This is a genomic window from Streptomyces sp. NWU339 (assembly GCF_003143855.1).
GTDB lineage: Bacteria > Actinomycetota > Actinomycetes > Streptomycetales > Streptomycetaceae > Streptomyces.
In genome coordinates this window covers 22,142-34,163 of record NZ_QFRK01000007.1, presented here as the reverse complement: position 1 = coordinate 34,163, position 12,022 = coordinate 22,142, and the positions used below count along the sequence as shown (strand labels likewise).

Here is a 12,022-nt window from a genome sequence, read left to right as displayed (position 1 = left end):
CCGTGTCCCCGGGGCCGTGGCCCGCGGTCCTCAGCAGATCCGCGGCAGTTGCTCGCCGAGGGGCAGGTCCACCACCCTGGTGCCGCCCAGCGCGGTGCGGGCGACGACCATACCGGGGTGCGCGTCGGTCACCTCGCCGATCATCGCGGCCTCGGCGCCCAGCGGGTGTGCGCGCATGGCGGCCAGGACGGCGTCCGCGTGGGCGGGCGGCACGAACGCCACGAGCTTCCCTTCGTTGGCCACGTACATCGGGTCCAGCCCCAGGACCGCGCACGCGTTGGTCACCGCGTCGGGGACCGGCACGGCGCGTTCCCGCACCACGATGCCGGTGCCGGAGGCGGCGGCGATCTCGTTCAGCGAGGCGGCCAGTCCGCCGCGGGTGGGGTCCCGCAGGGCGTGCAGGTCGGGTGTGACGGCGAGCATCGCCTCGACGAGGCCTCCGAGCGGTGCGCAGTCGCTCAGGATCTCCACCCCGAACTCCAGCCCCTCCCGCACGCTCATGATCGCCACCCCGTGGACGCCGATCGCCCCGCTGACGAGGACGACGTCACCCGGAACCACCCGCTCCGGCCGCAGGTCCACGCCCGAGGGGATCAGTCCGATGCCGGAGGTGTTGATGTAGACGCCGTCGCCGTGCCCTGCCTCGACGACCTTGGTGTCGCCGGTGACGACTTCCACCCCCGCGGCCCGGGCGGCGGCGCCCATCGCCGCGGCGACCCGGCCGACGACGTCCGTACCGGTGCCCTCTTCCAGGATGAAACCGCAGGACAGGTAGGCGGGGCGGGCCCCGCTCATGGCGAGGTCGTTGACGGTGCCGTTGACCGCGAGGTCCCCGATGCTGCCACCGGGGAAGAACAGCGGGCGCACCACGAAGGAGTCGGTGGAGAAGGCCAGCCTGGCCCCGCCGAGTTCCAGGGCGGCGGAATCGGTCAGCGCCGCCGGTGCCGGGCCGCCGAAGGCGGGTGTGAAGAGCTGCTCGACGAGCTCGGCGGACAGGGCTCCGCCGCCGCCGTGGCCCATGACGATCCGCGGTTGGTCGCGCAGCGGTACGGGGCAGGTCCAGTTGAGCATGTCCGGGCGGGTGCCCTCGGCCTGCCGGACGGCGCCGGGGACGGTGCCGGTGGTGTCAGACAACGGGACTGCCCTCCAGGGACACGGCCGGCATCGCCGGGGTGTTCAGCTCGAGCCGCCGGTAGAGGTAGTACGCGGCGCAGGCACCCTCGCTGGAGACCATGGTGGCGCCGAGCGGTGAGCGCGGGGTGCAGGTGGTCCCGAACGCCTCGCACTCGTGCGGCTTGATCAGTCCTTGCAGCACTTCGCCGCTGCGGCAGGCGGCCGGTTCGCGGGTCGTGATGCCGTCGACGGCGAAGCGGTGCTCGGCGTCGTAGTCGCGGTAGCGCGGGGACAGCCGCCAGCCGCTGTCCGGGATGACGCCGATGCCGCGCCAGGCGCGGTCGGTGACCTCGAAGACGTCGTCGAGCATGGCCCGGGCCGCCGGGTTGCCCTCCGGGCGCACGGCGCGCGGGTAGGCGTTGTCGACGGTGTGCTCGCCGCGTTCCAGCTGGCGGACGGTACGGCGGACGCCTTCCAGGATGTCGAGCGGTTCGAACCCGGTGACGACGATGGGCACGCCGAAACGCTCGGCGAGTTCCGGGTACTCGTCCATCCCCATGACGCTGCACACGTGTCCGGCGGCGAGGAACGCCTGCACGCGGCAGTCCGGCGACTGCATGATCGCCTCGATCGCCGGCGGCACCCGTACGTGCGAGACCAGCAGACTGAAGTTGCGGATGCCGAGCTTGCGCGCCTGGTACACCGTCATCGCGTTGGGCGGAGCGGTCGTCTCGAAGCCGATGCCGAAGAAGACGACCTGCCGGTCCGGGTTCTGCTGGGCGATGCGCAGTGCGTCGAGCGGGGAGTAGACGACCCTGACGTCCCCGCCGGTGCCGCGCACCTGGAACAGGTCGCGTCCGGTGCCGGGCACGCGGAGCATGTCGCCGAAGGAGCAGAAGATGACATCGGGACGGGAGGCGATCTCCAGTGCCTTGTCGATCACCTCGAGCGGAGTGACGCAGACGGGGCACCCGGGGCCGTGGATCAGCTCGACCTCCTCGGGGAGGAGCTGGTCGATGCCGTGCCGGATGATGGTGTGGGTCTGGCCGCCGCAGACCTCCATCAGCGCCCACGGACGGGTGACGGTGGCCCGGATGTCGTCCAGCAGCCGTTCGGCGAGGCCGGGGTCCTGGAACTCCTCGATGTACTTCACTGCTGTGCCTCCCGGGCGGTGGTGTGGTCTGAGGGCTGCCGCGCGGCGCCCTGGGCTGCCGCCTGTTCCCAGGGGTCGCCGAACTCCTCCTGGAGCATGCCGAGGTTCTCGAACAGCTCCAGGGTTCTGCGGGCCGATTCCTCGTCGAGCCGCTGGAGCGCGAACCCTACGTGGACGATGGCGTACTCCCCGACCTTCAGGTCCGGCAGGTACTCCAGGCACACGTCCTTGACGACTCCTCCGAAGTCGACCGTGGCCATACGGGTTCCGTCCCGGTCCTCGACGTCCAGCACTCTGCCGGGTACCGCAAGACACATGCGTTTTCTCCTCACTGTCGCGTGTTCGGGCCCGGCTCCGTCACTCGGTGGCGGCGGCTCCGGTACGGGCGGCCACCATGAGCTGGCCCACGGCGAGTCCTCCGTCGCCCGGCGGGATGCGCCGGTGACGCAGCACGGTGAAGCCGTCGCCGCGCAGCCGTGTCGCGCACGCCGACGAGAGCAGCACGTTGGCGAACACCCCGCCGGTCAGGGCCACCGTCTCCAGGCCGAGTTCGTCGCGTGCCCGGCTGCACACCCCGTGCACGAGCCCGGCGACGGCGTGGTGGAAGCGTGCCGCGACGAGGGACGGCCGGACGCCGCCCCGCACGTCGTCGACGACCGCGGCCAGCAGGGGCGCGGGATCGGCGGCGAGGGGGATGCCGTCCCCGCCGGTGAGCCGGAAGGCGTAGCGGGCGTCGTCCGCGCAGGCGTCGGCCGTCACTGCGGCGGCCTCGAGCTCGACGGCGGCCTGTGCCTCGTAGCCCGCGTGGTGGCACACGCCGGTGAGGGAGGACACGGCGTCGAAGAGGCGGCCCATGCTCGATGTGGGCAGGCAGTTCAGTCCGCGCGTCAACTGCCGGTCGAGAAGGCGGAGTTCGTTCGGCGGACAGGCGGTCTCGCACGGCAGGTCCCCGTCCCACGGGATGCCCGCGGCGCGCAGATGGGCCAGGGCCATCCGGTACGGGCGCCGGACGGCGGCGTCCCCGCCGGGCAGCGGCACGTAGGAGAGATGCGCGAAGCGGGAGAAGCCGGCGTAGTCCGCGGCCAGGAACTCACCGCCCCACACGGCCCGGTCGTCCCCGTAGCCGGTGCCGTCGAAGGCGACCCCGAGGACGGGGCTGCTGCCGTCGAGGCCGTGCTCGGCCATGACGGACGCGACGTGGGCGTGGTGGTGCTGGACGCGCAGGACGGGCCGCCCGGCGGCGTGCCGTTCGGCCCAGCGGCCCGAGCGGTAGGCGGGGTGGCGGTCGGCGACGAGACGTTCGGGCCGTACCCCGGTGATCGCCTCCAGTTGCCGCTCGGCGCGTGCGAAGGCCTGTTGGGTGGCGAGGTCGTCCATGTCCCCGATGTGCGCCGACAGCCAGGCCTTGCGGTCCTCACCGAGGCAGAAGGCGTTCTTGAGGTCGCCGCCGACGGCGAGCGCCGGGATCACGGGGACGGGCAGGGCGAGCGGCAGCGGGGCATGGCCCCGGGAGCGGCGCAGGGTCAGCGGCTCACCGTCGCAGACCCGCATCACCGAGTCGTCGCACGGCACATGGATCGGCCGGTCGTGCAGCAGCCAGGCGTCCGCCAGGCCGGACAGCCGTTCCAGCGCCTCCGCGTCGTCGGTGACGATGGGTTCGCCGGCGAGGTTGCCGCTGGTCATGACCAGCAGCCGCGCTCGCGTGGAATCGTGGTCGTCGTCGGCTTCGAGCAGCAGGTGGTGCACGGGGGTGTACGGGAGCATGACGCCGAGGTCGGGGCTGCCGGGGGCGACCTCTCGGGCGGGCTGTGGACGGCCGGGGTCCGGGGCGCCGGTGCGGCGACGCCGCATCAGGACGATGGGCCGCTCCTTGGCGGTGAGCAGGTCGCGCTCCGCCGGTCCGGCGTGGACCAGGTGTGCGATGTCGGTGACGTCCCCGGCCATCAGGGCGAACGGCTTGTCCCCGCGGGCCTTGCGGCGGCGCAGTTCGGCCACGGCCCGGGAGTTGGTCGCGTCGCAGGCCAAGTGGTAGCCGCCCAGGCCCTTCACCGCGAGGATCGCTCCGTCGGCGAGCAGGTCACGCGCGGCGCGGATCGGGTCGGCGGGTTCGGGGCCGCCGGCCTTCCCGGGGGCCACGGTCAGCCGTAGCCGCGGCCCGCAGGCGGGGCAGGCCACGGGCTGCGCGTGGAAGCGGCGGTCGGCCGGGTCGGCGTATTCCCGGGCGCAGTCGGCGCACAGGGGGAAGCCGGCCATGGTCGTGTGGTCGCGGTCGTACGGGAGGCCGGTGACGATGGTGAACCGCGGCCCGCAGTGCGTACAGGTGATGAACGGGTGCCGGTGGCGCCGGTCCGCCGGGTCGGCGAGTTCGGCGAGGCAGTCGTCGCAGGTCGCGGTGTCCGGCGAGACGAGCGTGCGGGCGGGGCCGCCGGCGCGTGAGGGGACGATGGCGAATCCGTCGGCGCCGGTGGTGGGAACCTCGGTGGCGTCGACCGATTCGACGAGCGCCAGGGGCGGGGCGTCGGGGGCGATGCGCGCGCAGAACCGGTCCACGGACGACGGGTCGCCCTCGACCTCGACGACGACGCCGTCCGCGGTGTTGGTCACATGACCGGAGAGCCTGAGTTCGGTGGCCAGGGTGTACAGGTACGGCCGGAAGCCGACGCCCTGCACCACGCCCCGCACGACGACCCGGCTGCGCCGCGGGGCCGGCGTGCGGTCGGCCACGGGCTGGGGAGCGGTCACGCCTGTACCCGGGCCATCACCGGGGCGTGGGGCACGGTGCCCTGTGCCGCCGCGAGCGCCCGGTCGAGCAGTGTGCCCACGCCCGCTCCGGTGCGCACGGAGGTGAGGACCACCTCCACGCCCGGGTTGACCTGCTGGACGTTGGCGCGGAAGGCCGCCTCGTCGAATTCGGCGGGTGCGGCCAGGTCGGTCTTGGTGACGATCACGAGCTGGGCGAGGCCGAAGGCCGTCGGGTACTTGAGCGGCTTGTCCTCCCCCTCGGTCACGGAGGCCAGCACGACCCGCAGCGATTCACCGAGGTCGTACGAAGCCGGGCAGACCAGGTTGCCCACGTTCTCCACGAACAGCAGCCGGGTGTGCTCGGGGAGCCAGCCGTGGAGGTGCCCGGCGAGCATGTCCGCCTCCAGGTGGCACAGCCCGTCGGTGAGGACCTGTTTGACGGGGACGCCGGAGCGGGCGAGGCGTTCGGCGTCGTTCTCGGTCGCCAGGTCCGCGGTGAGCGCGGCGACGGTGACGTGGCGTTCCCGGGCCAGCAGCAGTTCGTGTTCCAGCAGGGCGGTCTTGCCGCTGCCGGGGCTGGAGAGCAGGTTGACGACCGTGGTGCCGCGGGCGGCCAGTTCGGAGCGCAGCAGCCGGGCGACGGTCGTGTTCTTGGCGAGGACTGCCTGTTGGAGATCGACGACTTTGCACATGGTTCGGCTCACCTCGAAGACGGGTTACCTCGAAGACGGGTTCACGTTGCGTCGGCCGGCCGCGGCACGGCCGGTGCGGACTGTCGTTCCGGTGCGGCCCACCGCACCTCGCTGATGCGCAGTTCGCGACCGGAGAGCAGTTCGGCCGCGGCCTGCCCGCAGACGGGGCACAGCAGGCGGGGAGGCATGCCGACCTCCCACACGTCGCCGCACCCGGTGCAGCGTGCCGTGCCGGGGACGGTCCGGGTGGTCAGTTCGGCGCCTTCCAGTACGGTGCCGGCGCAGGCCAGTTCGAAGCAGAAGGCGAGCGCGTCCGGGACGACACCGGCCAGTTCGCCCACGTCGAGGGCCACGCGTGCCACGCCCGTGGCCCCGGCGGGCCGGGCCGCCTGTTCCACCTGGTCGACGACGGCCAGCGCGATGGACATCTCGTGCATCGGTCTCCGTCCTGCGCCCGTGGCTGCCTGTCCGGCGCCCATTACAGACGCGCGCTCCCGGACCGGCCGACCGGCGCGCCGGGATCACACGCCTGCGTACGCCGTTCGGTTCACATCCTGCGCATCCGCAGGTAGCGCCTGATGTCGGGGAGGACTCCCCTGACGAGGGCGGTGGCGGCAGTGACGGCGGTGACGGCGGCAGCGCCGCCGATGAGGGTCTTCTTCACGGGGTGCTCCTTGTTCCTTCTGCGACGGCTTGTCATACGGCGGCCTCCTGCCGGACGAGGTCGGTCACCATCCGCACCGCCTCCGGTACGGCGGCGGCGACCTGGGGGCTGAGCTCGAGGGTCTCGTCGAGGCAGGCGGGTTCGCAGCCGACGACGAGGGTGCGACGCGGGGGCGTGGCGCCGGTTCCGGCGCACAGGGTGGCGAGCAGGGCGAGGACCGCGTCGGGCGACATGCGGTGCCCGTCGAGCGGGACGTCCGCCGCCGGCCCGGTGCCGTCCGGTGTCCCGGCGTCGATCAGGTACAGCGTTCCGGGTTCGCCGCCGCGTGCGGTCGCGTCGACGATGACGAGCGTGTCGTAGCCGTCGAGGAGTTGGTAGGCGAGGTGCACGCCGCGGATGCCGATGTCGGCCACCTCGACACCGGCCGGCAGTTCCTCCTGGGCGAGCCGGCGCGCGGTCTCGACGCCGAAGCCGTCGTCCCCGAGGAAGATGTTGCCGACACCGGCGACGAGGGTGCGGGCGCCGTGTGGTGCGGTGGGGGTCACGCGTCCTCCAGGGCTTCCACCTCGTCGGGCTGGAAGTAGAGGAACCGGCCCTGTTCGCGGCGGATGTCGGCGCCGGGGTCGTCCTCCACGGTCACGGCGATGTGCACGCCTCCGTCGACGTCGTGCAGTACGGCTTCGACCAGTGCGCTGCGGCCGCTCAGGAACAGGTCCTGCGCGTCGGTGTGCCGCAGCCGTGGCCGCAGGACGACGCGGCAGCCCGCGCGTACCCTTCGGCCGTCGACGGTGACGTGGTCACGGTCGGGATCGACCGCGGTGTCGCCGCCCGGGTCCCACCAGGGGCTCTCGGGGCGGAACACGCCCTGCGGGTCGTCCCCCGGGTCCGGCGGGCCGGTGACCTCCCGCAGGCTCCGCACCGCTCCGTGCAGCCGTTCGAGGACCTCCGGCGGCATGGAGTCCGCCAGTTCGATCACGGCTGCGGCACGTGCGTCCGTGCCTCTGGCCTCGCGTTTCTCCTCGTCGGTGAGGGCGATGGTGCGCAGCGCGAGGATCTCGTCGATCTCGGTGGCGTCGTAGAGCGCACCGGGGCTCTCGGGGGCGATGGCGGGGTGGTCCTCGAGGATGATCGGCGAGGACAGTACGAGGTCGGCACGGCCCGGTTCGCCGGCGAGCACGGGCCAGGTGTGCAGGTTCCGGCAGGCCGCGACGGCGCCCTTCGCCCACTCGGGCGGGTCGGTCATGGAGAGGAACGCCCCGGCGTCCAGGTGCAGGAGCACGTGGCTGGCGACCAGCGAGTACGGCAGCGCCGCGTCGCGGTCGCCGGCGTCCTCGGGCAGCCAGGGGCTGGTGTTCTCGACGACCACGCGCAGGCGCTGCGTGCGGTACGGGCCGTCCAGTTCGGTCGTGGAGAGCCGGACGACGCCGCTGATCTCTTCACGGCGGCGGACCAGGCGCCCCACGGGCCGCCCGGCGGCATCCGTGACGGGCTCGGTCTCCTCGGCGGCGGCCCGGGTGAACGGGACGGCCACCCCGTCGCCGGTCAGCTCGGCCACCGGCAGGGCGATGTCGACCTTCTCCTCCCGGCCCTCGTCCCAGGGGACCAGGACCCGGTCGTCGAGATGCAGTTCGCGCACCGTCTCGTACGTCCCGTCGGCGTGTGCCTGCTGGACGATGCGCCGTTGGGTGTGCAGGAGGCGGACCTCGACGGCGAGGGTGGCTCCGCTCTTCGGTTCCATCAGGCATTCGGTGTGCTGGAAGTCGTGTTCCTCGGTCGCCGCGCACCAGGCGGGCGGTACGAGCACGCCGAACTGCCAGCGCAGCCTGTTCTTGGCGGCCGACGCCCGGTACGGGTAGAGCACATAGCCCTCGAAGAGGACGGCGTCCGCGACGTGGCGGGCGACGGCGAGACGGGCCTCGGTGCCGGGGGTGAACGCGGTGGTGGTCATGGTGTCCTCTCCCCCGCCGCGTCGAGCAGCGTCTCGACGGTCGCCTGCCACGACGGCAGCGCGTGGCGCGACCGGTAGGCGAGCAGCGCGTCCATGGCGTCCTGCGGCAGCCGGATCCAGCCGCAGCCCGGGAAGTGCTGCTCGATCATCTCCCGCCAGGTCTTCACCGGCAGGCGGAAGGCGGTCTCCTTGTCCCAGGGGACGGGCTCCACGTGGAAGCCGCCGGCGCCGGTGAACGCGGTGCCGGAGAACAGCATCAGCAGCGGCACCTCCCCCTCGGACAGCGCCCGGAGGTACCGCGACGCCGCGATGTCCGTGTCGTACGTGCAGGGCACGACCAGGTCGGTCTCGATCTCGCCGGTGAACCCGGGGACCATCACCGAGACCTGTGCGAACTGCACGGGGTTGAGGCTGCTGCCCCATCGGGAGCGTTCACCGAAGAGGTCGGTCAGTGCCGCGGCCTCGGTGTCGTCGTAGCCGCGGCGGGCGGGTTCGATGCGGATCTGGCAGCGCAGCGCGAGCGCGTGGACGCGGGTCGCCCTGGACGTGGTGATCCGCAGCCGGAACACCAGGGTGGGGCCTGCCGCGTAGGCGTCGGCGCGCACTCCGGTGCAGCTGAAGGAGAAGCCCGAGAACCCTGAGGACTCCACGGACTCCGCGGACTCCACGGACCCCGAGGACTTTGAGAACTCCGAGAACTCGGTCACGGCTTGCTCCCCTGAGGGGCGCGGGCCCGGTCGCGGACGTGGGTGAAGAAGGCGTCGAGGTCGGCCCGGGCCTCCGCTCCTCCGTCGAAGCCCTGCCAGCGCAGGCGCATCCGGCCCACCAGTTCGTAGCAGAGGTCGATCGGCACCAGATAGCACTCGATGCGACCGTCGTGCCGGCGCAACAGCAGGGCCTCCACGTCGGGTTCGAGCAGTGCGGCGAGGCGGGTCCCGGAGAGGACGGTCCGCCAGGAGTCCGGTTCCAGTTCGCTCTCGGTCGCTCCGGCCGGACTCGGATAGAGCGCGACCAGCCGGTCGAGGGCGGAGTTGTGGAAGAAGAAGGCGACGCCGACCGGGATGCGCAGTTGGTCCCAGGCGTTGTCGTCGAGCCGGTGCTCGGGGTCGCTCAGGCAGCGGCCGGGTACCGCGCGGAAGCGGCCTCCCGAACCGCCGGAGCGGTCCAGCAACTGTGCACAGGGGCCGCACGCGCAGGCCAGCGCGCGCTTCTCGGTGTCGACCAGGTGCGGGTGGCGTTCACCGGCGAGGGGCGCTCCGCACAGTTCGCACTGTTCCTCGCGGGGCGGCCGGGGGGCGGTGAAGCGGCTCAGGCCGCGGCGGTCGGCGGTGGGCCGCGGTCCGTGCGCGCTCACGGCGCGGTGGCCGGCGGCCGGCGGCGACCGCCTGTGCCGGGGTTAGGCGGTGCGGTGCCGATCTGGAGCAGCACCGGTTCGCGGGAGGCGCCGTCGGGTTCCATCTCGACAGTGGTCACCTCGGGGGCGAAGCAGGCGAGCGAGTCGGCGGCCGCCTGCCGGACGGACTCCTGGGTGCTGGGGCAGCCGCAGCCCGTGGCGGCGGTGACCTTGAGGCGCAGCACGCCGTCCGCCGGGTCGAAGCCCGCGTTCTCGACGGCGTGCGGGAGGCCGCCGAGGGCGCGGGCGATGCGGGTGTGCACGTCGTCGGGGTGCAGCCCGTGCAGCACGAGCAGGCTCGCGACGAGTTCGTCGCCGAGCAGCGGGGCCAGCGGGTCGCCGGACCTCCCGGCGCCCAGGAGTTCGACGGCGCGGGCGAGCCCGGCGCCGTAGAACTCCATGAGGACGCGCACCAGTTCCTCGGCGGTCCGGCTCACCTGGGGGTCCCCGGCGCCGGCGAGCCGGTCGAGGATCTCCTCGACCCGCCGGCCGGCCTGCTCCGCGGTGGTGGCGGTCGTCGTGCTCATCCGGCGAGTCCGCTCAGCCCGGTGGGCACGTGCATCGACTTCACGGTCTTCCCGCCGCCGACGTACATGTGGACGCCGCAGGGCAGACAGGGGTCGAAGCTGCGCACGGTGCGCATGATGTCGATGCCCTTGAAGTTCTCGGGCGGGTTCTCCTCGAAGATCGGCGTGTTCTGCACCGCGTCCTCGTACGGGCCGGGGGTGCCGTAGGTGTCGCGGGTCGAGGCGTTCCACGGGGTCGGCGGATACGGGTGGTAGTTGGCGATCTTGCCGTCCCTGATGACCACGTGGTGCGAGAGGAGGCCGCGGACCGCCTCGGTGAAACCGACGCCGATCGATTCGTCCGGCACCTCGAACTTCTCCCACGTCTGGGTGCGCCCGGCGCGGACCTCTTCGAGGCCCCTCTCGGCGCAGTGCAGGGCGACCGCGGCCGCGTACGCCTGGAAGTACGTGCGGGCGCGGTTGCGTTCCAGCGCGTTGCTCCACTTGGGGATCTTCCACTCGAAGGTGGTCTCCGGCTTGGTCAGCGTGCGCGGCAGGTTGATCACGACGCTGTGGCCGGTGGCCTTGACGTACCCGATGTCGACGAGACCGGACAGCGCGGTGGACCACAGCCGGGCGAGGGGGCCGCCGCCGGTGTCGAGGGCGAGGTGGTCCTTGCCGTCGAACCAGCGCGGGGACATGACCCAGCTGTACTTGTCGTCGAAGTCCCGTTTCTGCGGAGCCGGGATGGTGTGCTGGTTCCAGGGGTGCCGCGGGTCGACGGGGTTGCCGAGCGGGTCGTTCGTCACGAACTGCTCCTGGCCCTGCCAGTCCTCGTAGTACGAGCTGCCCAGCAGGATGCGGATGCCGAGATTGATCTCGGTGAGGTCGTTGGTGACGAGCTTGCCGTCGACGATGACGCCGGGGGTGACGAACATCCGCCGGCCCCAGTCGGTCATGTTGGCGTAGGTGAAGTCGCAGTGCTCGGGGTCGTTGAGCGCTCCCCAGCAGCCCAGCAGCACCCGGCGGCGGCCCACTTCCTCGTATCCCGGCAGTGCCTCGTAGAAGAAGTCGAACAGGTCGTCGTGGAGCGGGACGACACGTTTCATGAACTCCACGTACCGCATGAGGCGGCTCATGTAGTCGGTGAACAGCTGCACGCTGGCGACGGTGCCGACGCCGCCGGGGTACAGGGTGGAGGGGTGCACGTGGCGGCCCTCCATCAGGCAGAACATCTCCCGGGTGTAGCGGCTGACCTGCAGCGCCTCGCGGTAGAACTCGCCTTCGAGGGGGTTGAGGGAGCGCATGATGTCGGCGATGGTGCGGTACCCGTGGTCGGCCGCGTGCGGGGCCTCGGTGCGCTCGGCGAGTTCGAGGACGCCGGGGTTGGTCTCGCGGACCATTTTTTCGCAGTAGTCGACCCCTACCAGGTTCTCCTGGAAGATGTTGTGGTCGAACATGTACTCGGCGGACTCGCCGAGGTTGATGATCCACTCCCCGAGGTGCGGAGGCTTCACGCCGTACGCCATGTTCTGCGCGTACACCGAGCAGGTGGCGTGGTTGTCACCGCAGATGCCGCAGATCCTGCTGGTGATGAAGTGTGCGTCGCGCGGGTCCTTTCCGCGCATGAAGACGCTGTAGCCGCGGAAGACCGAGGAGGTGCTGTAGCACTCCGCGATCCGCTTCTGCTTGAAGTCGATCTTCGTGTGGATGCCGAGGCTGCCCACGATCCGGGTGATCGGGTCCCAAGCCATCTCCACCAGGCCGGTTTTGTCACCGGTCGTCGTCTTTGCCATGGTACGTGCGGTGCC

The 12,022-nt window shown here is 72.0% G+C and carries 13 protein-coding genes; all 13 read right to left on the bottom strand.

The annotated features are described in order from the left end of the window. Positions 1–30: 30 nt before the first annotated feature. Positions 31–1,134 (bottom strand): hydrogenase expression/formation protein HypE, encoded by a 1,104-nt coding sequence (gene hypE, locus DIZ27_RS10790; RefSeq protein WP_375231952.1) that lies wholly within the window; start codon positions 1,132–1,134, stop codon positions 31–33. After that, the gene (gene hypD, locus DIZ27_RS10785) at positions 1,127–2,266 is read right to left on the bottom strand and encodes a hydrogenase formation protein HypD (RefSeq protein WP_109378130.1); all 1,140 of its coding nucleotides are present in this window, start codon (positions 2,264–2,266) and stop codon (positions 1,127–1,129) included. The genes hypE and hypD overlap by 8 nt, the downstream gene beginning before the upstream one ends. Beyond that, positions 2,263–2,583 carry a HypC/HybG/HupF family hydrogenase formation chaperone gene (locus DIZ27_RS10780; RefSeq protein WP_109378129.1) on the bottom strand — a complete coding sequence of 107 codons (321 nt, stop codon included), beginning with the start codon at positions 2,581–2,583 and terminating at the stop codon, positions 2,263–2,265. The genes hypD and DIZ27_RS10780 overlap by 4 nt, the downstream gene beginning before the upstream one ends. Before the next feature lie 40 nt (positions 2,584–2,623). Then, the gene (gene hypF / locus DIZ27_RS10775; RefSeq protein WP_258308323.1) at positions 2,624–5,008 is read right to left on the bottom strand and encodes a carbamoyltransferase HypF; all 2,385 of its coding nucleotides are present in this window, start codon (positions 5,006–5,008) and stop codon (positions 2,624–2,626) included. Then, positions 5,005–5,700: a hydrogenase nickel incorporation protein HypB gene (gene hypB / locus DIZ27_RS10770; protein ID WP_109378128.1), complete on the bottom strand. Its 696-nt coding sequence runs from the start codon at positions 5,698–5,700 to the stop codon at positions 5,005–5,007. Before hypB ends, hypF begins: the two co-directional genes overlap by 4 nt. 41 nt (positions 5,701–5,741) lie before the next feature. Further along, positions 5,742–6,137 (bottom strand): hydrogenase maturation nickel metallochaperone HypA, encoded by a 396-nt coding sequence (locus DIZ27_RS10765; RefSeq protein ID WP_109378127.1) that lies wholly within the window; start codon positions 6,135–6,137, stop codon positions 5,742–5,744. A 110-nt stretch (positions 6,138–6,247) separates the two neighbouring features. Then, positions 6,248–6,364 carry a hypothetical protein gene (locus tag DIZ27_RS48705; protein WP_375231951.1) on the bottom strand — a complete coding sequence of 39 codons (117 nt, stop codon included), beginning with the start codon at positions 6,362–6,364 and terminating at the stop codon, positions 6,248–6,250. A gap of 32 nt (positions 6,365–6,396) precedes the next feature. Next, the gene (locus DIZ27_RS10760; protein ID WP_109378126.1) at positions 6,397–6,909 is read right to left on the bottom strand and encodes a hydrogenase maturation protease; all 513 of its coding nucleotides are present in this window, start codon (positions 6,907–6,909) and stop codon (positions 6,397–6,399) included. Next, on the bottom strand, positions 6,906–8,312 hold the full coding sequence (locus DIZ27_RS10755; RefSeq protein WP_109378125.1) for a hypothetical protein: 1,407 nt from the start codon (positions 8,310–8,312) through the stop codon (positions 6,906–6,908). The genes DIZ27_RS10760 and DIZ27_RS10755 overlap by 4 nt, the downstream gene beginning before the upstream one ends. Beyond that, positions 8,309–8,962 carry a DUF6084 family protein gene (locus tag DIZ27_RS10750; protein ID WP_109378254.1) on the bottom strand — a complete coding sequence of 218 codons (654 nt, stop codon included), beginning with the start codon at positions 8,960–8,962 and terminating at the stop codon, positions 8,309–8,311. Before DIZ27_RS10750 ends, DIZ27_RS10755 begins: the two co-directional genes overlap by 4 nt. A 53-nt stretch (positions 8,963–9,015) precedes the next feature. Further along, positions 9,016–9,666 carry a DUF5947 family protein gene (locus DIZ27_RS10745; protein WP_109378124.1) on the bottom strand — a complete coding sequence of 217 codons (651 nt, stop codon included), beginning with the start codon at positions 9,664–9,666 and terminating at the stop codon, positions 9,016–9,018. Then, positions 9,663–10,232, bottom strand: coding sequence for a hypothetical protein (locus tag DIZ27_RS10740; protein WP_109378123.1), 570 nt, complete (start codon positions 10,230–10,232; stop codon positions 9,663–9,665). The genes DIZ27_RS10745 and DIZ27_RS10740 overlap by 4 nt, the downstream gene beginning before the upstream one ends. Beyond that, entirely contained in the window at positions 10,229–12,007 is a 1,779-nt protein-coding gene (locus DIZ27_RS10735) for a nickel-dependent hydrogenase large subunit (protein ID WP_109378122.1), read from the bottom strand. The genes DIZ27_RS10740 and DIZ27_RS10735 overlap by 4 nt, the downstream gene beginning before the upstream one ends. Between the last annotated feature and the right edge of the window lie 15 nt (positions 12,008–12,022).